Source organism: Sphingomonas sp. PP-CC-1A-547 (assembly GCF_003610375.1).
In the GTDB taxonomy this organism is placed as follows: Bacteria; Pseudomonadota; Alphaproteobacteria; order Sphingomonadales; family Sphingomonadaceae; genus Sphingomonas.
The window spans coordinates 403,259-425,631 of record NZ_RAPZ01000012.1 but is presented as its reverse complement, the minus strand read 5'-3'; the positions used below and the strand labels follow the sequence as shown (position 1 = coordinate 425,631).

The following is a 22,373-nucleotide window of genomic DNA, read 5'->3' as shown; positions in this document are numbered from 1 at the left end:
CGGGGGCCCAGCTAAATACCGCAGTCCAACTTGGCTTCTGGACCCCGCCTCCGCGGGGGGACGGATTATCGGTGAGCGGCACGGCGCAAGCGGTCGTTGATCGCTTCACCAATGCCTTTAGATGGGATTGGCGCGATGGCGATCCTTGGGTGATCGTTTGCGTCCGCTGCATGGAGCAGGTCGAACAACCTCGCCGCGGCTTCGACAAGGTTTCCAGACGCGGAGAGCGACACGTCGCCTGCCACATCGCCGAAACCAATCAGCCACTCATCAGACCCTGTCTCGGTCGCATTCAGCCTGAGCAACTTGCTTGGCGCGTAATGGCTCTCAAGCTGCCCCGGCGCCGTCACCCCACTCTCAATCCCCCCCGGCGAAGGCCGGGGCCCAATTGGGGGACGGTCATGACGCAGGTCGTGCCCGGTTACATCCGACGTTCCAATTGGGCCCCGGCCTCCGCCGGGGGGGTGCCGTTCACCGGGGGGGTGTTGGAGGTGCGTCACGATCGCCTCCGCCGTAACCGGCCCCGGTCGCAGCACCGTCAGCCCGGCCACGATCGTCGACTCCAATCCCGCCTCGGTAGCCCCATCGTCGAGGATCAGCGGCACGTTCCCCCCCAAGCTCCCCGCAACATGCGCAGCGCAAGTCGGGCTGATCCCCCCGCTCGCATTGGCCGAAGGCGCCGCCAAAGGCCGCCCCGACGCCGCAATCAACCCCTGCATAGCTCGATGCCGCGGCACCCGGATCGCGATCGTATCCAACCCCGCCGTCACTAGCGAAGCGATCCCCGAATCCCCCCGCACCGGCAGCACCAACGTCAGCGGCCCCGGCCAGAACGCCGCCGCCAGCGCCAACGCATCCGCATCGAACACCGCGATCCGCTCCGCCGCCGCCAGGTCCGCCACATGCACGATCAACGGATTGAAACTCGGCCGCCCCTTCGCCGCATAAATCCGCGCCACCGCCTCCGCATTCGTTGCGTCCGCCGCCAGCCCGTACACCGTCTCGGTCGGCACCGCGACGATCCCCCCGTCGCGAATGAGCGCGGCGGCTTCGGCGATCGCGGCCGTGCCGTAGGGTAAAATCCGAGGGTGTGGACGGGTCATTCCACAGGCGTATAGCGGGTCCAAACCGTAGCGATAAGAGGATGCGATGGCCTTCACTCCAGCAACCACCGAACAGCGTTTCGTGCTCGACCATGTCGTGCGGATCGGCGAGATCGCCGCGACCGAACGCTATGCCGCCGCCAGCGACGACGTCGTCGACGCGGTCCTCGAAGGCGTCGGGCAGTTGGCTGCCGGCGAATGGGCCCCGCTCAACCGGACCGGCGACACCGTCGGCGCGAAGTGGACTGACCGTGGCGTGGTCATGCCCGACGGTTTCGCGCAGGCGTACAAGGATTATGTCGAGGGCGGCTGGGGCGGAATCGGCGTCGAGGAGGAATGGGGCGGGCAGGGCCTGCCGTTCGCGATCCAGACCGCGGTGCTCGACACGCTCGGCTCCGCCAACATGGGCTTCGCGCTCTGCCCGACGCTGACCGTCGGCGCGATCGAGGCGCTCCAGCATCACGGCTCCCCTGAGCAGCAGGCGCTCTACCTCCCCCATCTCGCGACCGGCGAATGGACCGGCACGATGAACCTCACCGAGCCGCAGGCCGGCTCCGACGTTGGTGCATTGCGTGCAACGGCTACCCCGCTGGGTGACGGCAAGTGGAGCATCAAGGGCACCAAGATCTACATCTCGTTCGGCGATCACGACATGGCGCCGAACATCGTCCACCTCGTCCTCGCGCGGACCCCTGGCGCGCCGGCCGGCACGAAGGGCATCTCGCTGTTCCTCGTCCCCAAGTACCGCCTCGAAGAAGACGGCACGCCGGGCGAGTTCAACGACGTCCGCGTCGTCTCGATCGAGCACAAGATGGGCCTCCACGCCTCGCCGACCTGCGTCTTGAGCTTCGGCGACAACGACGATTGCATCGGCGAGTTGATCGGCGCGGAGCTCGGCGGCATCCGCGCCATGTTCACGATGATGAACAACGCGCGGTTGAACGTCGGTCTCCAGGGCGTCCAGGTCGCCGAGGGCGCGACGCAGGGCGCGGTCGCCTATGCGCTCGACCGCGTCCAGTCGGCGCGCGCAGGCTCGCCGAACAAGGACTCGGTCAAGATCGTCGAGCATCCCGATGTTCGCCGCATGCTGATGCGGATGAAGGCACAGACGCAGGCGGCACGCGCGCTCGTCTATTACGCGGCCGGGCAGGTCGATCGCGCCAATCTCGGCGACCATGCCGCGCGCAACCGCCTCGAACTCGTCACGCCGCTCGCCAAGGCGCACGGCACCGATCTCGGCAACGAAGTCGCGTCGCTCGGCATCCAGGTCCACGGCGGGATGGGCTATGTCGAGGAAACCGGCGCCGCGCAGTATTTCCGCGATGCCCGCATCACGCCGATCTACGAGGGCACCAACGGCATCCAGGCGGCGGATCTGGTCGGGCGGAAACTCGGCCTCGACAACGGCGGCGCGTTCGCCACGCTGATCGCCGACATCCGTGCGGAAGCGAAGGACGAGCGACTCCTGACGCTGGTCGACGCCTGCGAAGCGATCGGGCGTAAGCTCGCCACCGCGGACGCCGACGACAAGCTCGCCGCGAGCTATCCCTTCTTGACGATGCTGTCGGTCGCCACCTGTGGCTGGCTGATGGAGCGGCAGGGCGAGGTTGCCGGCACCGACGATTTCGGCCGGATGAAGACCGCGGCGGTGCGCTTCTACCTCGACCAGATCGTCCCCGAGGCAATGGGGTTAAATGCGGCCGCGAACGCCAGCGCAGCGGTGCTCTACTCGATCGAAGCGGACCTGTTCGCGGCCTGATCGAACGCGACATCGTCGTCCTGACGAAAGTCAGGATCCAGAGCCAAGCACCGCAACGCTCTTTTCTCTGGATCCTGGGTCGAGCCAAGGATGACGGGGTGACGATGGCGACGTTCTTCCTCCCTTCCGTGTCGACACGACGGCCTTCGCAATCCTCCCCCGCAAGGGGGAGGTGGCACCGAAGGTGACGGAGGGGGAGGAACACGCAACGAAACTTGCCCTTCCGCCCCCTCCGTCTGGCAAGCGCCAGCCACCTCCCCCTGGCGGGGGAGGATCGCGGGGGCACCACTGGTCGCGATAGCTCCAAACCACGCCGTCATGCCGGGCTCGTTCCAGCATTTACCGTTCCGCAGATCCGGGGGAAATAGAACGCGGAACGGTCCCCGGAACAGGCCCCGGGTGACGGAGCAAGCGGGGATGGCGCCCCTTTTCCCGTTCGCCCTGAGCGTAGTCGAAGGGCATGCGCCCACGCGAAGGTGCTTCGACTGCCCTCAGCACGAACGGGGGGAGGGGGCACTGCGTCACGTGCAACATCAGGTCCCCGCACTCGACGCCCCCGCCCAACGGACGGTATGGGGAACAGCAAATCTCTGAAAGCCCGACCGATGTTCGACCTCGACGCCTATCTCCTCCGTGTCGCGATGCCCGCGCGGCCCACGCTCGACTCGATCGGTCTCGGCCGCATCCAGCACGCGCACCGTCTCTCGATTCCGTTCGAGGATCTCGACGTCGTCCTCGGCCGCGGCATCGCAATCGACAGCACATCGGTCTTCGTCAAACTCGTCACCGCACGGCGCGGCGGCTATTGTTTCGAGCACAACCGGCTGTTCCTCGACGCCCTCGCGGAACTCGGCTTCACCGCCCGCCCGTTGCTGGCCCGCGTGTGGATCGCCGCAAGCGACGTGCCGCCGCTCACCCACACCTTCGCGCTGGTGACGATCGACGGCCAGGACTGGATCGCCGACACCGGCTTCGGCGGCAGCTACACGCCCGTCCTCCCGCTCGCCGACGGCGCCGAGGCAACCGCCCCTGACGGCGCCCGCTTCCGCCTCGAAGCGACCGAACAAGGCTGGATGCTGCTCCGCGACGGCGATCCGATGACCACCGACGGTCGCGGCGAGACGGGAGGATTCCAGCCGCAATACAGCTTCACGCTCGCGCAAGTGTTCGATGCGGATCTCGCACTGTCGAACCACTGGACCTCGACCGCGCCGTCCAGTCGCTTCACCCACACCCCGATCGCCAGCATCGTCCTCCCGAACGGCTTCGCGTCGCTGATCGGCCGCAACTACCGCCGGCGTTCGGGCACCGACACCACGGTCGGCGAGATCACCGATCCGCGCGTGTACCGTATCCGCATGAGCCTGTTGTTCGGGATCGACCTGAGTGTGGAGGATGTCGCGGCGCTGGGATTGTTCTAAACGTCGCGCAGAACCGAACCTCGGATTTCGCACCTCGTACCGCCGCGCCATCCCCCCTTCCGTTCGTGCTGAGTAGCGACCGAGTAGCTGCGTCAGCAGCGTATCGAGGGTGCGTATCGAAGCATGGGTTCCACGCGCCAACCTGTCCTTCGATACGTCCTCTCGATACGCCGCTTCGCGCCTGCTCGATGACTACTCAGGACGAACGGGGGGGAGCACGAACGAGAGAGGGTGAGGACAAACGCAAGGGGCAGGGGAGGCGAAGGAAATCGCTCGCAGCGGCTCAGGCCCGCTCGCGCTCCAAAAGATCATGCGCATCCAACCCCAGCAGGTCGATATGCCCCAGGATCCGCGGCCACTGCGTCGTCACGAAGTTCTCGCGCTCCGCCACCCGCAAAGCCTCCGCCGCACCCGGCATCACGAACATCCCGACCCCGCGCCGCACCTCGACATACCCGTCGTCCTGAAAACTCTGATACGCCTTGGCGACCGTCAGCGGGTTCGCCCCCTGCTCGGCGGCGAACGCACGGACCGACGGCAGCTGATCGCCCGCACGATAGTCGCCACGCAAAATTCCCGCGGCGATCGTGCTGCGAAGGCGGATATATACGGGGCTGTCGTCGCTGCTGAGCGCTGTCATGCTGTTCTAATACAGCAATCTGGCGGAAAGTCGAGGCTCAGGATTCCCAATGGCTTACGAGCCGTGCCATATCCGGGCGAGGCCGTTCGTCGAGCGCGCGCGACGGCGTGCCGATGAACATGAACCCCGCGATCCGCTCCGCCGCCGTCCCGAACGCATCGCGCACCAAGTCCGAATAGGCCGGCCATCCCGTCAGCCAGCCCCCCGCAAACCCTTCCGCATGCACCGCGTGAAGCAGGTTCATGCATGCCGCCCCCGCCGAAAGCTCCTGTTCCCACAGCGGAATCTTGCTCTCCTTCGGCGACGACAGCACGACCACCAGCGTCGGCGCCTGATGCGCGAACTGGTCGAGCGACTCGAGTTCGGTCCGCGAAGCCGAGGGCCGTTCCGCCAGATACGCATCCGTAATCAGCGACGACAGCGCCGCGCGGTGTTCGTCACCCACGACGACGAACCGCCACGGCGCGAGCTTGCCGTGGTCGGGCGTCCGTGCCGCGATCTCGAGGATCGTCGCCAGCTGGTAGGAATCGGGCCCGGGTGCGATCAGGTCGCGCGGCTTTCCCGAGCGGCGGGTGGCGAGCAGCGAGAGCGGCGTGGAGCGGTCGTTGAGCATGTTCCGGAAGATAAGCCCTGCTGTGCGATATTTACAGGCCGAGCTTTGCCGCTAGGTTGCGCGCCATAACGGCCCCGCGTTCGACGGCGGCCAAGACGAGTATCAGGGAGCGTAAGAATGGTGGACACCCCGACCGCGGATACCCCGCGAGAGCCGGACATCACCCATATCAACCCGGCGTCCGGCGAAACCTGGTTCGGGCATCCCCGCCAGCTCGCCCGGCTGTTCACCACCGAAGCGTGGGAGCGATTCGGCTATTACGGCATGCGCGCGCTGCTCACGCTGTACCTCACCAAGCATTTCGTGTTCGGCGATCGCGAGGCGACCGGGCTCTACGGCGGCTATACCGCGCTGGTGTACCTGACCCCGCTGGTCGGCGGCTATCTCGCTGATCAGTATCTCGGCTCCAAGCGCGCGGTGAAATTCGGCGCGATCATCATGGCGCTCGGCTATCTGCTGCTCTGCTTCGGCGGCGAGACCGCCAAGCCGTACGCGACGATCGCCAACCAGCGTTACGCGATCGAAGTCGTCGACCAGGCGGACAGCGAAGTCCGCTATCTCGTCGACGGCGCGAACAAGCTGAAGATCAAGGGTAACGACGACGGCACCGTCTCGCTGCTCGCCCCCGACGGCTCGACCGCGCGGACGGTCGAGAAGGGCGGCTTCGAATCGGGCGCGGAACGCAGCAGCTTCTACGTCACGATCATGCTGCTCGCGCTCTGCATGATCTCGGTCGGCAACGGCTTCTTCAAGCCCAACATCTCGACGATGGTCGGCGAACTCTACGCGCAGGGCGACAAGCGCCGCGATGCCGGGTTCACGATCTTCTACATGGGGATCAACCTCGGCTCGCTGTTCTCGCAGCTGCTCTGCCCGTTCCTCGCGGTCGCGGTCGGCTGGTGGGCAGGCTTCGGCCTCGCCGCGATCGGCATGCTCGCCTCGTGGACGCTGATCCAGTTCGATGGCGGCAAGCTCAACGGCTACGGCGAGCCCCCGGTCCGCACGGGTCCCGATCGTGCGCTCGGCATCTATGCGCTCGCGCTGCTCGGTATCCCGATCTTCTACCTGCTGTTCGTCAACCTGATGAACGCCGTGCCGCCGGTGCCGGGCTCCGGGATCGTCGGCTACATCGCCTCGCTGTCGCTGATGGGCAAATTGCTGTTCGGCACGTTCCTGATCGCGGTGCCCGGCATCCTGATCTGGTCGTTCATCAACGGCGAGCGTCGCGAGTTCCAGATGATGCTCGCCGCGATGGTGCTGATCGTGTTCAACGTCGTGTTCTGGACGCTGTTCGAGCAGGCCGGCTCGTCGCTGACGCTGTTCGCGGATCGCAACACCGACCTCAGCGTGTTCGGCCTCTTCAGCATCTCCGCCGGCCAGACCCAGTTCTTCAACGCGTTCTTCATCGTCGCGCTGGCGCCGGTGATGTCGATCCTGTGGACCAAGCTCGCCGCCAAGGGCCTGGAACCGTCGATCCCCGTCAAGTTCGGCATCGCGCTGATCGGCGTCGGCGTCGGCTTCCTGTTCCTCGTCTGGGGCGCGAGCATGGTCGGGCCTTCGTTCAAGGTCGCGATCTGGTGGCTCGCCGGGCTGTATTTCATCCACTCGTTCGCCGAGCTCTGCATCTCGCCGGTCGGTCTCAGCATGATCACCAAGCTGTCGATCGCACGCGTCGTCGGGCTGATGATGGGCGTCTGGTTCCTGTCGATCTCGGTCGCGCAATATGTCGCCGGCGTCGTCGCGCAGGTGGCGAGCGTCGAGACGGTCGGTGGCCAGGTGACGAACCTGAAGGTGAGCCTCGACACCTATGCCGGCGTGTTCTGGACCATCGGTCTGGTCTCGGCCGGCATCGGCGTCGTGCTGCTGCTGATCTCGCCGCTGATCAAGAAGTGGATGCACGGGGTTCAGTAGGCAACGTGTTCCCCTCCCGCTCGCGGGAGGGGTTAGGGGAGGGTGCGACGTACGTACTGGCGTCCGGTTTATTGGGTCAGGCCCTCCCTCGACCCCTCCCGCAAGCGGGAGGGGAGCAGTCAGATCCGCGTCATCGACATCGCCTTCTCGCCGTACCGCGGCCCGGCAGTCCCACCCCGAGGCGCCGCCGCATCCAGCTTCGCCAGATCGTCCGCACTCAGCGTCACATCCGCCGCCTTCATGCTGTCCTCCAGCGTAACCCGACGCTTCGACCCCGGGATCGGCACGATGTCGTCGCCTTGCGCCAGCAACCACGCGAGCGCGACCTGCGCAGGCGAAGTTCCATGCGCCTCGGCAATCGCCTTCACCACCGCGACCATCTCCATGTTCTTAGCGAAGTTCTCCTCCGAATACCGCGGATCGTTGCGCCGATAGTCGCCCTCGGGGAGATCCGACCGCGCCGTGATCTGCCCCGTCAAAAACCCGCGCCCCAGCGGCGAATACGGCACGAACCCGATCCCCAACTCGCGACACAGCGGCAGGATCTCGTCCTCCACATCCCGCTCCCAAAGCGAATACTCGCTCTGTAAAGCCGCGATCGGATGCGTCGCCGCCGCCCGCCGGATCGTCTCGAGCCCAGCCTCCGACAACCCGAGATGCCGCACCTTGCCCTCGCGTACGAGGTCGCCCATCGCCCCGACCGTATCCTCGATCGGCACGCCGGGATCGACCCGGTGCTGGTACAGCAGGTCGATCGTCTCGACCCCGAGCCGCTTCAGCGACCCCTCGCACGCCCGCCGCACATTGGCCGGCGTCGAGTCCACCCCGGTCATCCCGTTCTCGTCATAGCGGAAGCCGAATTTGGTCGCGATCACGACGCCATCGCGCTTGCCCCGGATCGCCTTGCCGATCAGTTCCTCGTTGACCAGCGGGCCATAGATTTCGGCGGTATCGAACAGTGTCACGCCCAGCTCGATCGCGCGGTGGATCGTGGCGATGCTCTCTTGCGGGTCCGCCTCGCCGTACATGCCCTTGCCGATGCCGGCCATCGGCATGCAGCCGAGACCCAGCGCGGAAACCTCGAAATCAGGGCCGAGCGTGCGATACTTCATGCGGAATCTCCTGTGAGCCACTGCGGGCTGAAACGGAGATGGTGACGGCGGTGTCCATCGTCACGTTCCCGACGGTACGAAACAGGTCGGGCACGGTCTCGACTGCGATGAACAGCCCCAACGCCTCGATCGGTACGCCCATCGCGATCGCGACCGGCGCGACCGAGGCGATGAAGCTCACCGTACCCGGCAGCGACACCGAACCCATCGTCGTGATCGCCGCGGTTGCGATCCCTGCCGCCAACTGCCCCGGCCCGATCGGTACGCCGACCAGATGCGCGACGTAGAGCGCCACTGCGAGGTTCATCGCCGGACTCGTCGCCCGGAACACCGCGACCGCCAGCGGCAGCACGATCCCGGCTGTCGCTGGCGCTGCGCCGAGCTCGACCGAGCCCTTCAGCATCGCCGGCAGCGAGGCGAGTGACGACTGCGTGCTGATCGCCACCGCCTGCGCGGGCGCGACCGCGCGCGCAAAGCGCCCGAACCGCACGCGTCCGCCGATCATCCCGACCGGATACGCCGCGATCAGCACGACCACGCCGATCGCCGATACGCAGACGATGTAGTGCACCAGCGCACCGAACGCCGCGGTGCCGGTCCGCGCGCCGACCCCGTAGGCGAGCGCGAAGATGCCGATCGGCGCGAGCTTCAACACCCAGCCGATCACGATCAGCAGGGCGTCGACGACCGCCTGGAAAAACCCGGTCAGGATACTGCGCTGCGCTTCGGGCAATTGCGTGACCGCGAACGCGAACGCCAGCGCGAACACGGTCAGCGGCAGGAACGCGTCCCCCGCCGCCGCCGCGACGACGTTGGTCGGCACGATCGTATCGAAGAACGCACCGATCCCCGGCACCGACCCAACCGGCGCGGTGGTCGTCAGCGCGGTGCGCAGTGCGCCCGCGAGCCCAGCGGGCAACGGCCACGCTTCGAGCAGCAACGGCGTCACCAGTGCGGACATGATCGTCACCGCCCACAGGATCGCGACCATCATGACCAGCGCGCGGATCGTGATCCGTCCCGCGCGTGCCGCCTCGGCCGTCGCGCCGATTCCCGTGACGAGCAGCGACACGATCAACGGCACGATCACCATCTGCAGCCCGTGCAGCCACGCCGAGCCGATCGGCTGCGTCACCGCGGTGACCGCGATCGCCTGGGACGGCGCGAGCGCGGCGGCGAGGATGCCGATCGCGATGCCGCCGATGAGGGCGATCAGGATCCGTGTAGCCTGCGACATGCTCGCCCTTCGTGGTTTACCGCGCTATCAACGGTGCAAACCCCGATACCGGACGGAAAGCACGTGTGATGGCAAGGAAATATTTCGGCACCGATGGCATTCGTGGCGCCACCAACATCTCGCCGATGACCGCAGAGATGGCGATGAAGGTCGGTATGGCCGCCGGCGCATACTTCCTGCGCGGCGATCACCGCCACCGCGTGGTGATCGGCAAGGACACGCGGTTATCGGGATACATGCTCGAATCCGCACTGGTTGCAGGGTTCACCAGCGTCGGCATGGACGTCGTCATGGTCGGGCCGATGCCGACACCCGCGGTCGCGATGCTCACCCATTCGATGCGCGCCGATATCGGTGTCATGATCTCTGCTAGCCATAACGCCTACGCCGACAACGGCATCAAGCTGTTCGGTCCAGACGGCTACAAGCTGTCGGACGAAGCGGAGGAAGCGATCGAGGCGCTGATCGACGGCGACATCCCGCTCGTACCGTCGAGCCAGATCGGCCGCGCGCGCCGTATCGACGACGCACAGGGCCGGTACATCCACTTCGCCAAATCGACCTTCCCCGAGAATCTTCGCCTCGACGGCATGCGGGTCGTGATCGATTGCGCGAACGGCGCCGCCTACAAGGTCGCACCGTCGGCGCTGTGGGAACTAGGTGCGGACGTCGTCGCGATCGGCGTCACCCCCAACGGTACCAACATCAACGACGGCGTCGGCTCGACCGCCCCGCAGACGCTCGCCGAGACGGTCGTCGCGAGCGGCGCGGACATCGGCATCGCGCTCGACGGTGACGCGGACCGGCTAATCGTCGTCGATGAGACCGGCACCATCGTCGACGGCGACCAACTGATGGCGACGATCGCGGCAAGCTGGGCGCGGCAGGGGCGGCTTGCGGGCGGTGGCCTCGTCGCGACGGTGATGTCGAACCTGGGCCTGGAGCGCCACCTCGCGGCGCAGGGCCTCGGCCTCGTCCGGACCAAGGTCGGCGACCGCCACGTGCTCGAGAAGATGCGCTCGAGCGGCTACAATGTCGGCGGCGAGCAGTCGGGGCACATCATCCTGTCGGACTATGCGACGACCGGCGATGGATTGGTCGCAGCACTGCAGATCCTGGCGGAGGTGAAGCGTTCGGGTGCACTGGCGAGCGAAGTGCTGCACCGGTTCGAACCGCTGCCGCAGTTGCTAAAGAACGTCCGTTTCGCCGGTGGCAAGCCGCTCGATGACGATGCCGTAAAGGCGGTGATCGCGCAGGCTGAGGCGGAGCTCGCTGGCAACGGCCGTCTGGTCATCCGTCCATCGGGCACCGAACCGGTGATCCGCGTGATGGCGGAAGGCGACGACCCGGCACAGGTCGAGCGTGTCGTCGACCGCATCTGCGACGCCGTCCGGAAGGCTGCCGCCTGATGCTCGAGATGCGCCCCACCTGCGAACGCTGCACCACCGACCTTCCCGCCGACGCGCCGGGCGCATTCATCTGCTCGTTCGAATGCACTTTCTGCGCGGAGTGTGCCGATGCTCTCGACGAGCGCTGTCCCAACTGCGGCGGCGAATTGCTCGACCGCCCGACGAGGCTGGGCGAGGCGCCGCCGCAAAAGCCGGCAGCGGGCAGGCGGCACTAGGCGCGGGTCGGGCAAGCACCACCTAACCACTTCTACCACCCCGGCGAAGGCCGGGGCCCAATTGGGAAGGCCGAAGTAACGGAACGCAAACCTCAGTCAGCAACGTCTACCAATTGGGCCCCGGCCTCCGCCGGGGTGGTGAAGCGAGGCACACCCCTGTCCTACATCCGACCGATCATGCCATGGCCGATCCCATGACCGCCAACCGCGCCAACCCCAGTCCGGCATCCCCAGTCCAACCCCGCCTCAGGCAAAGTGCAGACCCGCGCCAGCGTCTGCACTTCGTGCACTTCGCCCCGATCTGGGACACTTTATGACAGCGCGGGTGCTCATAATAGCCGGCTCCGACTCCGGCGGCGGCGCAGGAATCCAGGCGGATATCAAGACGGTAACCATGCTCGGAGGCCACGCAATGACGGTCGTTACCGCGATCACCGCACAGAACACGCTCGGCGTGCAGGCGGTCCACCAGATCCCCACCGACATGGTCCTCGCGCAGATCGAGTCCGTCGTCTCGGACATCGGTGTGGATGCGATAAAGATCGGCATGATCGGCTCGGCCGACACCGCCAACGCCGTCGCTGCATATCTAGAGCGTCTTTCCCCCCTCCCTGAAAGGGAGGGGCCGGGGGTGGGTAGGCCGCTGGGTGAGCGCGACACCAGCCGCAAGCCAACCGACCCCCAACCCCTCCCTTCCCGGGAGGGGAGCAGACTCCCCATCATCTTCGACCCGGTGATGATCGCCACCTCCGGCTCCGTCCTGGCGGACAGCGACACGATCGCAGCCTTCACCCGCCTCATGCGGGTCGCCACGCTAGTAACCCCCAACCTCCCCGAACTCGCAGCCCTCGGTGGCGAGCAAGCAATCCGCGCACTAGGCCCGGCCGTCCTCATAAAAGGCGGCCACGCCGAAGGCCACCACATCACCGACCGCCTCGTCACCGACGCCGGCGAAACGCGCTGGACCAACCCGCGCATCGAAACCCGCCACGCGCACGGCACCGGCTGCACACTCGCCAGCGGCATTGCGACCGGGCTTGCCCAAGGCCTGCCACTCGACGCCGCAATCGAGCGCGCCATCGCGTTCGTCCGCGCCGCGCTTGCCAACGCACCGGGGCTAGGCGCAGGCCACGGCCCGATGGGCCACGCACTCGGCGCCAGCCCGTTCGACCAGTTGAAAGACCGCCAATGCCCGGCATGAAACACGAAAAGCTCTGCATCGGCCCCGTCGCCGGTGTCGACGAAGCCGGCCGCGGTCCGCTCGCCGGACCGGTCGTCGCCGCCGCCGTGATCCTGCCCGCAAAAGGCGTCCCCCGCGGTATCGACGATTCGAAGAAGCTCTCCGCCTCCGAGCGAGAACGGCTCTGCGCCCGCCTCAAAGGTTGCGCGATCGTCGGCATCGGCATCGTCCAGCCGGAAGAGATCGACACGCTCAACATCTATTGGGCGACGATGAAGGCGATGACGCTCGCGGTCGACGCGCTGGCGGTCGAACTCGGCCAGGCCCCCGGCCACGTCCTCGTCGACGGCAACCGCTTGCCCCGCTGGACCTACCCCGCCACGCCCCTCGTGGGCGGCGACGCGAAATCGCTGTCGATCGCCGCCGCCTCGATCGTCGCCAAGCACACGCGCGATCTCATCATGATCGCCGCGGCGGACGTGCATCCCGAATATAACTGGCATTCGAACAAGGGTTACGGCTGCGCGCACCACATGAAGGCGCTGCGCGATCACGGCCCCACGCCGATTCACCGCCGCAGTTTCGCGCCGGTCGCCGCCGCCTATCTGGCGCGCGAGGGACTTTTCGCACAGGAAACGACGAGCTGAGTCTTTCGCGCCACACCCCAAGGGCTTGAGCCGCGAGTCTCCCACGACTCAACATCTGGGCAATGGCGACTCGATTGGTCGCAGCGACGGAATCGCACCGAAACGCCGTTAACGAATGTTTGCTTGACGGAGTCGGACAATTCCGCCGCTATGGGTGCCGATAAGGGGCGGAAAACATGGGTTTGATCGACACGATCGCACGGCCGCGTGCGAAGAAGACAGTGGAGCCGGCGGTTCAAGCCGTCCTTCCACTCGACCAGATCCTGCGCGGCGACTGCATCGAGCACATGAAGGCGCTCCCGTCGAATTCCATCGACATGATCTTCGCCGACCCGCCCTACAACCTCCAGCTCGGTGGCGAACTCTATCGCCCCGACGGCAGCCACGTCGACGCGGTCACCGACGACTGGGACAAGTTCGACACCTTCGCCGCGTACGACCGCTTCACCCGCGCTTGGCTCAAGGAAGCACGCCGCATCCTCAAGGACGACGGCGCGCTCTGGGTCATCGGCAGCTACCACAACATCTTCCGCGTCGGCGCGGCGGTGCAGGATCTCGGCTACTGGATCCTCAACGACATCGTCTGGCGCAAGACCAACCCGATGCCGAACTTCCGCGGCACCCGCTTTACCAACGCGCACGAGACGCTGATCTGGGCTTCGAAGGGCGAAAAGGCGAAATACCACTTCAACTACCGCGCGATGAAGACGCTCAACGACGAGCTCCAGATGCGCAGCGACTGGGAATTCCCCACCTGCGGCGGCGCCGAGCGGCTGAAGAAGAACGGCACCAAGGTGCATCCGACGCAGAAGCCCGAAGCACTGCTCTACCGCATCCTTCTGGCGTGCACGAAGCCCGGCGACGTCGTGCTCGATCCGTTCTTCGGCACCGGCACCACCGGCGCGGTGGCCAAGCGTCTCGGCCGCAGCTGGATCGGCATCGACCGCGAAGGCGACTACATCGAAGCCGCGCAGGAGCGGATCGAGGCGGCGCTGCCGCTCGACGAATCGGCACTCGCGACGATGATGAGCCCCCGCACGCAGCCCAAGGTCGCGTTCGGCGTGCTGGTCGAAAACGCGTATCTCGCTCCCGGCGCAGTCCTGACCGACTCGAAGCGCCGCTGGCGCGCGACCATCCGCGCGGACGGTTCGCTGCTCAGCGACTGCGGCACGATCGGCTCGATCCACAAGCTCGGCTCGACCCTCCAGAACGCCCCCGCCTGCAACGGCTGGAGTTTCTGGCACTACGAAAGCGACAAGGGGCTCAAGCCGATCGACGACCTCCGCCAGACGTATCTGCTCGCGAACACGATCTGACCTTCTTGCCCCCTCCCTGAAAGGGAGGGGCTGGGGGTGGGTTGGCTGCTTGGCGGGCGATACGTAAACCAACCGGCCGACCCACCCCCGCCCCTCCCTTTCAGGGACGGGAGCAGGAGAACGATGATCCACCTCCGCCCCGTCCAGTTCGTCGACACCCCGATCGGCCACGAAGACAACAGCGTCGCGCGCCTGGCGGGCGGCATGCAGTGGTTCGCCGCGTACGAAGTGATCGAAGGCCGCACCCGCCGCACGATCCCCGTCGCCGACGTCGCCGACGTCGCCACGCTCGGCGAGCGTGCCGCGCACCTCCACGCCGCCATCACCAGCCCCCGCGCCGCACTTCAACTCGGCGAACGCACGCTTCGTTTCGACCAGCCGATCGTCGCCGGCATCCTCAACGTCACCCCCGACAGCTTCTCCGACGGCGGCAAGCACGTCGATGACCCCGCCGCTGCCGCCGGAGCCGGCATCGACATGGCCGCCGCCGGCGCGACGCTGATCGACGTCGGCGGCGAATCGACCCGTCCCGGCGCTCCGGCGGTCTGGGAAGGCGACGAGATCGCGCGGCTCGTCCCCGTCGTCGAACGCCTCGCCCGCGCCGGCGCGATCGTCTCGATCGACACCCGCAAGGCTGCGGTCATGGAGGCGACGCTCGCTGCCGGCGCGCACATCGTCAACGACGTCGCCGCGCTTCTGTGGGACGACCGCGCGCTGGACGTCGTCGCAAAAAGCGGCTGCCCGGTCGTCCTGATGCATTCGCCCGACCCCAAGAAAGGCGGTCACGGGAACGGCGGCTACACCAATGTCCTGACCGACGTGTTCGACTGGCTCGAAACCCGAATCGCCGCCGTCGTCGCGGGTGGCGTCGACCGGTCGCGAATCATGGTCGATCCCGGCATCGGCTTCGGCAAGACGCTCGCCGAGAACCTCGCGCTGCTCAACGGTCTGGCGATCTTCCACGGGCTCGGCTGCCCGATCATGCTCGGCGCCAGCCGCAAGCGTCTGATCGGCGCGCTATCGAACGAAGCGCCGGTCGACCAGCGCCTCGCTGGTTCGCTCGCGCTGGCACTCAAGGGCGCCGAGACCGGCGTCCAGATCCTGCGCGTCCACGACGTTGTAGAAACCGTCCAGGCGCTGAAGATCTGGCGCGGACTACGCGATCAGTCGCTCGTTGGCGGCTAAGCGGGCCGGCTGATCGTCGCTGCATTGCAGCGAAACGTCTCTTCGCGCATTAAAAGCCCTGTTAACAAGGGAGCTTTCGTTTGATCGTCACTGCAACACCGCGCCTCAGTCAAATTTTGAGCGAGGTCTGGCGGCCGCTGTTGGGCCTTTTCGTCTGGGACGTCGTCGTCACGATCACCTATTACGTCCTGCCGTTTCATGCGCCGGCCCTGCCTCTGACGCTGTTCGGTACCGCGCTGGCGCTGTTCCTCGGCTTCCGTGACAACTCCGCGTATCAGCGCTGGTGGGAAAGCCGCGGGCTGTGGGGCCTGATGATCAACGCCTCGCGCAATTTGGCGCGAATGGCGCGCAACATGCTGCCGGAGCCCGAGGGCCACGATATGAAGCGGACGATCGTGCTCCGCCAGATCGCGTATGTGAATGCGTTGCGCTGTCAGTTGCGCAAGCAGCCCGCACCGCCCGAGGTGTTGCGCTTCCTGTCGAAGGAAGAGGCGTCGTTCGCGCTCGATCGCACCAATATCGCCAACGGCCTGCTCGACGGCACCGGCCGCCGAATCGATATCGCGCGCCGCAACGGCTGGATCGACACCATCCAGCAGACGCAGTTCGAGGCGATCCTCGTCGATATCGCCAACGCACAGGGTGGCATGGAGCGCATCAAGAATACGCCGCTGCCAAACCAGTATCGCTTCTTCCCCAGCATCTTCACGCGGCTGTTCTGCATCCTGCTGCCGATCGGCTTGGTCGAGACGCTTGGGTTCGCGACGCCGATCGGTTCGACGATTGCCGGGTTGATGTTCCTTGCTGTGCTGCAGATCGGTGACGACCTGGTCGATCCGTTCGCGGACACGATCCACGATGTCCCGTTGAACGCAATGTGCCGAACGATCGAGATCGACCTGCTCCAGGCGATCGGCGACGAGGCACCGGAGCCGTTGCAGCCGGTCCGCGGCGTGTTGTGGTAGGAAAGACAGGGGTCGGCGCTATTGAGCGTTGACCTCCTCTACAGAACGGCTGTCCCACTGGGCACGTTGAGGAAGTTAAGGCCGGATCACGCAAAGTCCGTTCCGGACAGTCGTAGAGCGAAACACACCGCCGACTTCAGTGCGTGACCCCGTGGGTGTTCCCGGGACGATCCGCCCGTACGCAGCTATCCTGTAATCGGAAGAGATCGAACGGTCTCGCCGTTGTGTCTTCGGACAGCTCAATGCAAGGCCATCGGCCGCAGATCGCTGTTCACCAGCGAAAACGAGTTCAGCTCAGATACCCGACGGGTCCGGGACGGTGTCCGTTTCGGTTGCCGTTTGTGGCGTTGGCATGACGACCGGCGCCGGTTGCGGCTGTCCCGCCTGGCCGATCAATGCCGTGTTCTCGATCAGGTCGAGCGCTTGGCGGGCGACGACATAGCGTCGCGCCGCGTCGATCCAGTTGCCGGCCTGCGCCGCGCCGGGGAGGCGGGCGACTTCGGCGCGGGCCGCCTCGACCTGGCCGGCGCCGAGCAGTCGCCGCGCGCGCGCGAGGCGGTCGGCGGGCATCGGCGACGGCGTTCCCGCCTTGCGCAGCACTATCAGTGAGTCGATCTGATGCTGGATCGTGTCGAGCCAGTTCTCACCGGTCGAACTCGTGATGTCCGGCGCTATCGCATCGAGGCCCTGGCGCAAATCCTCGAGCGTAACCGGCTGGCGCGCAGACTGGATCAGCAGCATTGTTGCACGGGGCTGGGCCTGACCGAACCGCAGGCGCAATTGCTCCTCCAAATAGCCAAGTCCGACCCCGCGATCGAGCGCACGTCGCGCGGCGAACGCGACCAGCAGGCCTTCCGCCCGCGTAGCTTGCCCACCGGCAGCGGCGGCGTCGGTGGTGATCGCTGCGGTGCGCGCCTCGAGCGCGGTCAGCTGGCCCGCCAGCGTCGCCTCGCGGGTTGCCAGCACGGCCGTGTCGACCGGAGCGGCCGCCTGCGGCTGGCCATCCGGACCGAGCGGTTGCGACGGGATATACCCGGAATTGCTCGCGCCGGCTTTCTGGCCTGCGACGGGTGCGCCAGCGGTGGTCGACGCCGTGGCGCCGAACCAGGGCAGCTTCCTCGCGGCATAGGCCATCAGCGCCAGTCCGGCGATGAACGCAAGCGCGGTGAGGGCGATGATGACGCCCATTCTGGGTCCGCGTGCCCGTGGGCGATCGATCGGCACGTAGTCGCTCATGGCGTGCTTATCCCCGCCATCCACTGGATGGTCAATCGCGCGTGTGTTCGCACGTGCAGCAGCCAGTGCGACGAGCGCGGGATCGCTCGGTTGCGGGGCTATCGAGACGGCAGCCCAGCCGGTTCCGGCCGCCTCGGCGACGGCGGCGCTGATCGCGGCGATCTCGATTCCGGACCGGTCGATGCGCACCGTATCGAGCATATCCTTCAACCGGATTGCGGCGCGTTCGGAGTGGAGCAACACGACGGTATCGGCGAACGACTGCGCCATCGTCGCGTCGATCGGCACATCATCGCTCGCGTAGACCGTGATGGCCTCGATCCCGTCGCCGGTCGGGGCACGATCGCGCCCGGCCAAATGCAGCAGTCGCGCAAAGCCGCGATCGCGCGCTTCGGACACAGCATCGCGCGCGTCGCCCGACCCGGTCACCGCGACCGCAAAGCCCGCGTCGGTCGCTGCCGCCGCCGTCGCCGCGCCTACCGCCACCACCGGCAGGCGCTTCAACGCGTCCAGTCCTGCACCGCCATGCCGCACCGCGTTCGCGCTGGTGAGCAACAGTCCGTCGAACCCCGCCGGATCGGGTACGCTCCAGTCGACCGGCGTCACGGCGAACAGCGGAACCTGCCGTACGTCGAGCCCTAGCGCGCGCAGCGCCGCCGCAGTCCGCGCATTGCCGGGCTCCGGCCGCACGACGACGACGGCGTGGGGCGACGTCATGCAGCGAACAACCCGCGGACGCTGGCCGGCGCGCGCGTGAGAAGGTCGACCGCCAGCATCGTGCCCAGGTCTTCACCCACGCTGCCCTCGATCGATCCGGCGACGTCGCACGTCCCGTCCTCGGCGATCAACTCGGCGCGCAACGTCAGCGTCTCCCCCGCCAGCGACGCGAGCGCCGCGACAGGAGAGTGGCAATCCGCGCCGAGCCTCGCGAGCAACGCGCGCTCGGTCAGCACGCACAGGCTGGTGTCGGCATGGTCGATCGCGGCGACGATCGCATGCGCGGCGCTACCGTCGAGGACCTCGATCCCGACCGCGCCCTGCGCCGGCGCGGGCAGCATTATGTCGGTCGGGATCGCATGGCCGTCGTCGCGTCCAAGGCGATCGAGCCCGGCGGCGGCGAGCAGCGTGGCGTCCATCTCGCCGCTCGCGACCCGGCCGAGCCGCGTGTCGACGTTACCGCGGATCAGCACGATCTCCAGGTCGGGCCGCAGCCGCAGCATCTGCGCGCGGCGTCGCGGCGAACTCGTCCCAACGACGGCGCCCGGGCGCAGGTCGGCGAAGGTCTCCGCTCCGATCAGCCGATCGCGTACGTCGGCCCGCGGCAGCATCGCGGCGATCCTCAGCGTGTGCGGCCGCATCGTCTCGACGTCCTTCATCGAATGGACCGCGCAGTCGATATCGCCGTTGTGCAGCGCGCGGTCGAGCTCCCTGGTCCACAGCGCCTTGCCGCCGATCTCGGCGAGCGCGCGATCCTGCACGCGGTCGCCGGTGGTGCGGATCACGACCGTCTCGACCTTGTCCGCTGACCAGCCATGCGCCGCGCACAGGGCATCGCGGACCAGGCCTGCCTGGGTGAGCGCCAGCGGCGAACCGCGCGTACCGAGCCGAAAAACTGTCATCCTGCGTGCCATGCAGAAAGGGGCCCCCTTCGACAAGCTTCACGCAGGCCTATACAGACACGCGATGATCATTCTCGGCATCGAATCCTCCTGCGACGAAACCGCCGCCGCGCTCGTCACCGGCGACCGGCAGGTCCTCGCGCACCGGCTGCTCGGGCAGGAAGCGGCGCACGCTCCGTTCGGCGGCGTCGTCCCCGAAATCGCCGCGCGCGCGCATGTCGAGGCGCTGGAGCCGCTGATCGTCGCGGCGCTGGCCGACGCGAAGCTGACGCTGGCGGGTGTCGACGCGATCGCCGCGACCGCGGGGCCGGGGTTGATTGGCGGGGTGATGGTCGGGCTCGTCACCGGCAAGGCGCTCGCGCACGCCGCGGGCAAGCCGTTGATCGCGGTCAACCATCTCGAAGGCCACGCGCTCTCGCCGCGGCTGTCGGACCCGGACCTGGAGTTTCCCTATCTGCTGTTGCTCGTGTCGGGCGGGCATTGCCAGTTGCTGCTGGTCGAGGGCGTCGGTGCGTACCGGCGCCTCGCCACGACGATCGACGATGCGGCGGGCGAGGCGTTCGACAAGACCGCCAAACTGCTCGGGCTTGGCTTCCCTGGAGGTCCTGCCGTCGAACGGGCCGCGGCGTTGGGAAATCCCAAGGCCGTCCCCCTGCCGCGCCCGCTGAAAGGTTCGGCCGAGCCGCATTTCTCGTTCGCCGGCCTGAAGAGCGCGGTCGCGCGCATCGTTGGTCAGTATTCGCCTGAGGATATCGCCGCCTCGTTCCAGGCGGCGGTGGTGGACTGCCTGATCGACCGCACGACCAAGGCTCTGCGGACATCGCTTGGTGCCACCGCGCTCGTCGTCGCGGGCGGAGTCGCGGCCAACACGGCGGTTCGTACCGCGTTGCAGGGTCTTGCAACGGCGCACGGGCTCCGTTTCGTCGCGCCGCCCTTGTGGCTGTGCACCGACAACGCCGCGATGATTGGTTGGGCAGGGGCCGAGCGGTTCGCCGCGGGCCTTACCGATCCGCTCGATGTCGCCGCGCGTCCACGCTGGCCGCTCGATCCGAATGCCGAAGCGGTGCGTGGCGCAGGGGTGAAGGCATGAAGATCGGCGTGATCGGCGGCGGCGCCTGGGGCACCGCCCTGGCTCAGGTCGCAGCCTATGGCGGTCGCGAGGTGATCCTGTGGGCACGCGAGGGCGCGGTGGTCGAGTCGATCAACACCGCCCATGAGAACACGCTGTTCCTCGGCGGCGTCGCGCTGTCACCGACGATCCGCGCGACCGACGACCTCGCCGCGCTCGCGGACATGGATGCGATCCTCGTCGTTGCGCCCGCCCAGCACGTCGGCAGCGTCCTCGCCGCCGCCCCGATCGGCCGCATTCCCCTCGTGCTCTGCGCGAAGGGGATCGAGGCGGGGAGCAAGCGTCTCGTCGGCGAGGTCGCTCGCGCGGTTCACCCCGGCGCGCCGATCGCCGTTCTCTCGGGGCCGACCTTCGCGTACGAAGTCGCTGCCGGACTGCCGACCGCGGTGACGCTCGCCTGCGACGATGCGGCGCTTGGCGAACGGCTCGCGACACGCCTCGCGGCGCGCCATTTCCGGACCTATGCCTCGACCGACGTCGCAGGCGCGGAGATCGGCGGCGCGGTGAAGAACGTCCTCGCGATCGGTTGCGGCGTGGTCGAGGGGGCAGGGCTCGGCCAGAACGCCCGCGCGGCGTTGATCGCACGCGGGTTCGCCGAGATGACGCGGTTCGGCTTGGCCCGCGGTGCGCGGGCGGAGACGCTGGCGGGGCTTTCGGGGTTGGGTGATCTCGTGCTCACCTGCTCCTCGACGAGTTCGCGCAACTTCTCGCTGGGAGTCGGGCTGGGGCGCGGCGATTCGGCGGCGACGCTGCTGGCGGACCGCCGGACCGTCGCGGAAGGCGCCTTCACCGCGCCCGTCCTGCGCGAGGCGGCGCGTGACGTCGGCGTCGACATGCCGATCACCGAAGCCGTCTGCCGTCTGCTGGAGGGCGCGCCAGTGAGCGACGTCATCGGCGACCTGCTGGCCCGGCCGTTGAAGGGCGAGGCGGGCTGATCGCGATCGAGCGATCCGCGAATAGGCTTGCCTCGTTCGCGGATTGTTCTATTTCCGGCGCATGCTCGATATGCCGCCGGACTCCTGCATCGACAAACCTGGATCGCCCCCCGATGTGGCAATGTGTGCCGCCGACGTGGCGCGCGGCGTGATCCGGATGTTGCTGCGTCACGACCTCACCGCGATGACCGAAGTGCCCCTAGATGGCGGCCGCCGTGCCGACCTGATGGCGGTGGATGCGCGCGGGCAGATCGTGATCGTCGAGATCAAGGTTTCGCGCGCCGACCTGCTTGGGGACGGGAAGTGGCCCGATTATCTCGGGCATTGCGACCGGTATTTCTGGGCGGTTCCGGCCGGGTTCGACGTCGGGCCGCTGAACGGGCCTGCGTTCCTGCCGGAGCGGACGGGGATCATCGTCGCGGATCGCTATGACGCGGCGATCGTGCGCGAGGCGCATACCGTGCCGCTGCCGGCGCATGTGCGGAAACGGTGTACGCTCGCGTTTGCCCGGCGCGCTGCGCGTCGTCTGATCGCGCAGATGGACCCGGACGCCGACGGGTTGGCATTCTGAGTCCAGGGCGCCTGTCTTCCTCCCCTCCCTGGAAGGGAGGGGGCGGGGGTGGGTCGGTTTCCATATCGCGCTACGGTCGCGTCACACGCTGGCCTATCCACCCCCAGCCCCTCCCTTTCAGGGAGGGGAGCCTGTCGTGGTCCTGGCGGCGTTGGCGACCGCCACTCCAG

20 protein-coding genes are annotated in these 22,373 nt (G+C 67.3%); 13 read left to right on the top strand and 7 right to left on the bottom strand.

Annotated features, from left to right (window positions below):
• Positions 1-65 precede the first annotated feature (65 nt).
• Positions 66-1,103: an L-threonylcarbamoyladenylate synthase gene (locus tag C8J39_RS12945; protein WP_120300819.1), complete on the bottom strand. Its 1,038-nt coding sequence runs from the start codon at positions 1,101-1,103 to the stop codon at positions 66-68.
• Between the two features lie 46 nt (positions 1,104-1,149).
• Between C8J39_RS12945 and C8J39_RS12940 the strand changes: the two genes are divergently transcribed.
• Both C8J39_RS12940 and C8J39_RS12935 read left to right on the top strand, forming a co-directional pair.
• On the top strand, positions 1,150-2,862 hold the full coding sequence (locus C8J39_RS12940) for an acyl-CoA dehydrogenase (RefSeq protein WP_120300818.1): 1,713 nt from the start codon (positions 1,150-1,152) through the stop codon (positions 2,860-2,862).
• A 605-nt stretch (positions 2,863-3,467) separates the two neighbouring features.
• A complete protein-coding gene (locus tag C8J39_RS12935) occupies positions 3,468-4,283 on the top strand; it encodes an arylamine N-acetyltransferase (RefSeq protein ID WP_120300817.1) in 816 nt (271 codons plus the stop codon).
• A 283-nt stretch (positions 4,284-4,566) separates the two neighbouring features.
• Here C8J39_RS12935 and C8J39_RS12930 read toward each other — a convergent pair whose 3' ends face one another.
• Positions 4,567-4,923: a GntR family transcriptional regulator gene (locus tag C8J39_RS12930; protein ID WP_056053547.1), complete on the bottom strand. Its 357-nt coding sequence runs from the start codon at positions 4,921-4,923 to the stop codon at positions 4,567-4,569.
• A 37-nt stretch (positions 4,924-4,960) separates the two neighbouring features.
• Positions 4,961-5,536 (bottom strand): nitroreductase, encoded by a 576-nt coding sequence (locus C8J39_RS12925; RefSeq protein WP_120300816.1) that lies wholly within the window; start codon positions 5,534-5,536, stop codon positions 4,961-4,963.
• 117 nt (positions 5,537-5,653) lie between these two features.
• Between C8J39_RS12925 and C8J39_RS12920 the strand changes: the two genes are divergently transcribed.
• On the top strand, positions 5,654-7,447 hold the full coding sequence (locus C8J39_RS12920; protein WP_056487721.1) for a peptide MFS transporter: 1,794 nt from the start codon (positions 5,654-5,656) through the stop codon (positions 7,445-7,447).
• Between the two features lie 119 nt (positions 7,448-7,566).
• Here the strand turns inward: C8J39_RS12920 and C8J39_RS12915 are convergent, their stop codons facing one another.
• Positions 7,567-8,559: an aldo/keto reductase gene (locus tag C8J39_RS12915; protein ID WP_120300815.1), complete on the bottom strand. Its 993-nt coding sequence runs from the start codon at positions 8,557-8,559 to the stop codon at positions 7,567-7,569.
• Positions 8,534-9,796: a dicarboxylate/amino acid:cation symporter gene (locus tag C8J39_RS12910; RefSeq protein WP_120300814.1), complete on the bottom strand. Its 1,263-nt coding sequence runs from the start codon at positions 9,794-9,796 to the stop codon at positions 8,534-8,536. Before C8J39_RS12910 ends, C8J39_RS12915 begins: the two co-directional genes overlap by 26 nt.
• A gap of 68 nt (positions 9,797-9,864) precedes the next feature.
• Here C8J39_RS12910 and glmM point away from each other — a divergent pair, with 68 nt between their 5' ends.
• From glmM to C8J39_RS12875, 7 genes are all read left to right on the top strand, one after another.
• Complete coding sequence (gene glmM, locus C8J39_RS12905) at positions 9,865-11,205, top strand: phosphoglucosamine mutase (RefSeq protein ID WP_120300813.1); 1,341 nt, start codon at positions 9,865-9,867, stop codon at positions 11,203-11,205.
• Positions 11,205-11,420 carry a DUF1272 domain-containing protein gene (locus tag C8J39_RS12900; RefSeq protein WP_120300812.1) on the top strand — a complete coding sequence of 72 codons (216 nt, stop codon included), beginning with the start codon at positions 11,205-11,207 and terminating at the stop codon, positions 11,418-11,420. The genes glmM and C8J39_RS12900 overlap by 1 nt, the downstream gene beginning before the upstream one ends.
• Before the next feature lie 313 nt (positions 11,421-11,733).
• Positions 11,734-12,621, top strand: coding sequence for a bifunctional hydroxymethylpyrimidine kinase/phosphomethylpyrimidine kinase (locus C8J39_RS12895; RefSeq protein ID WP_120300811.1), 888 nt, complete (start codon positions 11,734-11,736; stop codon positions 12,619-12,621).
• Positions 12,609-13,247: a ribonuclease HII gene (locus C8J39_RS12890; protein ID WP_120300810.1), complete on the top strand. Its 639-nt coding sequence runs from the start codon at positions 12,609-12,611 to the stop codon at positions 13,245-13,247. The genes C8J39_RS12895 and C8J39_RS12890 overlap by 13 nt, the downstream gene beginning before the upstream one ends.
• A gap of 176 nt (positions 13,248-13,423) precedes the next feature.
• On the top strand, positions 13,424-14,563 hold the full coding sequence (locus tag C8J39_RS12885) for a site-specific DNA-methyltransferase (protein ID WP_120300809.1): 1,140 nt from the start codon (positions 13,424-13,426) through the stop codon (positions 14,561-14,563).
• Between the two features lie 123 nt (positions 14,564-14,686).
• The gene (gene folP, locus C8J39_RS12880) at positions 14,687-15,748 is read left to right on the top strand and encodes a dihydropteroate synthase (RefSeq protein ID WP_120300808.1); all 1,062 of its coding nucleotides are present in this window, start codon (positions 14,687-14,689) and stop codon (positions 15,746-15,748) included.
• A gap of 80 nt (positions 15,749-15,828) precedes the next feature.
• Positions 15,829-16,713: a bestrophin family protein gene (locus C8J39_RS12875; RefSeq protein WP_056064245.1), complete on the top strand. Its 885-nt coding sequence runs from the start codon at positions 15,829-15,831 to the stop codon at positions 16,711-16,713.
• A 294-nt stretch (positions 16,714-17,007) separates the two neighbouring features.
• Here C8J39_RS12875 and C8J39_RS19100 read toward each other — a convergent pair whose 3' ends face one another.
• Both C8J39_RS19100 and hemC read right to left on the bottom strand, forming a co-directional pair.
• Positions 17,008-18,666, bottom strand: coding sequence for a uroporphyrinogen-III synthase (locus tag C8J39_RS19100; RefSeq protein ID WP_243649968.1), 1,659 nt, complete (start codon positions 18,664-18,666; stop codon positions 17,008-17,010).
• Complete coding sequence (gene hemC / locus C8J39_RS12865; protein ID WP_120300807.1) at positions 18,663-19,568, bottom strand: hydroxymethylbilane synthase; 906 nt, start codon at positions 19,566-19,568, stop codon at positions 18,663-18,665. The genes C8J39_RS19100 and hemC overlap by 4 nt, the downstream gene beginning before the upstream one ends.
• A 64-nt stretch (positions 19,569-19,632) precedes the next feature.
• Here hemC and tsaD point away from each other — a divergent pair, with 64 nt between their 5' ends.
• From tsaD to C8J39_RS12850, 3 genes are all read left to right on the top strand, one after another.
• On the top strand, positions 19,633-20,658 hold the full coding sequence (tsaD, locus tag C8J39_RS12860; RefSeq protein WP_120300806.1) for a tRNA (adenosine(37)-N6)-threonylcarbamoyltransferase complex transferase subunit TsaD: 1,026 nt from the start codon (positions 19,633-19,635) through the stop codon (positions 20,656-20,658).
• Complete coding sequence (locus C8J39_RS12855; protein ID WP_120300805.1) at positions 20,655-21,632, top strand: NAD(P)H-dependent glycerol-3-phosphate dehydrogenase; 978 nt, start codon at positions 20,655-20,657, stop codon at positions 21,630-21,632. The genes tsaD and C8J39_RS12855 overlap by 4 nt, the downstream gene beginning before the upstream one ends.
• Before the next feature lie 61 nt (positions 21,633-21,693).
• On the top strand, positions 21,694-22,203 hold the full coding sequence (locus C8J39_RS12850; RefSeq protein ID WP_120300961.1) for an MmcB family DNA repair protein: 510 nt from the start codon (positions 21,694-21,696) through the stop codon (positions 22,201-22,203).
• Positions 22,204-22,373: the final 170 nt, after the last annotated feature.

Excerpts from the sequence above, each read along its gene's own strand:
- C8J39_RS12945 (WP_120300819.1), bottom strand. The coding sequence starts at position 1,103 with ATGACCCGTCCACACCCTCGGATTTTACCCTACGGCACGGCCGCGATC.
- C8J39_RS12940 (WP_120300818.1), top strand. The coding sequence starts at position 1,150 with ATGGCCTTCACTCCAGCAACCACCGAACAGCGTTTCGTGCTCGACCAT.
- C8J39_RS12935 (WP_120300817.1), top strand. The coding sequence starts at position 3,468 with ATGTTCGACCTCGACGCCTATCTCCTCCGTGTCGCGATGCCCGCGCGG.
- C8J39_RS12930 (WP_056053547.1), bottom strand. The coding sequence starts at position 4,923 with ATGACAGCGCTCAGCAGCGACGACAGCCCCGTATATATCCGCCTTCGC.
- C8J39_RS12925 (WP_120300816.1), bottom strand. The coding sequence starts at position 5,536 with ATGCTCAACGACCGCTCCACGCCGCTCTCGCTGCTCGCCACCCGCCGC.
- C8J39_RS12920 (WP_056487721.1), top strand. The coding sequence starts at position 5,654 with ATGGTGGACACCCCGACCGCGGATACCCCGCGAGAGCCGGACATCACC.
- C8J39_RS12915 (WP_120300815.1), bottom strand. The coding sequence starts at position 8,559 with ATGAAGTATCGCACGCTCGGCCCTGATTTCGAGGTTTCCGCGCTGGGT.
- C8J39_RS12910 (WP_120300814.1), bottom strand. The coding sequence starts at position 9,796 with ATGTCGCAGGCTACACGGATCCTGATCGCCCTCATCGGCGGCATCGCG.
- glmM (WP_120300813.1), top strand. The coding sequence starts at position 9,865 with ATGGCAAGGAAATATTTCGGCACCGATGGCATTCGTGGCGCCACCAAC.
- C8J39_RS12900 (WP_120300812.1), top strand. The coding sequence starts at position 11,205 with ATGCTCGAGATGCGCCCCACCTGCGAACGCTGCACCACCGACCTTCCC.
- C8J39_RS12895 (WP_120300811.1), top strand. The coding sequence starts at position 11,734 with ATGACAGCGCGGGTGCTCATAATAGCCGGCTCCGACTCCGGCGGCGGC.
- C8J39_RS12890 (WP_120300810.1), top strand. The coding sequence starts at position 12,609 with ATGCCCGGCATGAAACACGAAAAGCTCTGCATCGGCCCCGTCGCCGGT.
- C8J39_RS12885 (WP_120300809.1), top strand. The coding sequence starts at position 13,424 with ATGGGTTTGATCGACACGATCGCACGGCCGCGTGCGAAGAAGACAGTG.
- folP (WP_120300808.1), top strand. The coding sequence starts at position 14,687 with ATGATCCACCTCCGCCCCGTCCAGTTCGTCGACACCCCGATCGGCCAC.
- C8J39_RS19100 (WP_243649968.1), bottom strand. The coding sequence starts at position 18,666 with ATGACGTCGCCCCACGCCGTCGTCGTCGTGCGGCCGGAGCCCGGCAAT.
- hemC (WP_120300807.1), bottom strand. The coding sequence starts at position 19,568 with ATGACAGTTTTTCGGCTCGGTACGCGCGGTTCGCCGCTGGCGCTCACC.
- tsaD (WP_120300806.1), top strand. The coding sequence starts at position 19,633 with ATGATCATTCTCGGCATCGAATCCTCCTGCGACGAAACCGCCGCCGCG.
- C8J39_RS12855 (WP_120300805.1), top strand. The coding sequence starts at position 20,655 with ATGAAGATCGGCGTGATCGGCGGCGGCGCCTGGGGCACCGCCCTGGCT.
- C8J39_RS12850 (WP_120300961.1), top strand. The coding sequence starts at position 21,694 with ATGCTCGATATGCCGCCGGACTCCTGCATCGACAAACCTGGATCGCCC.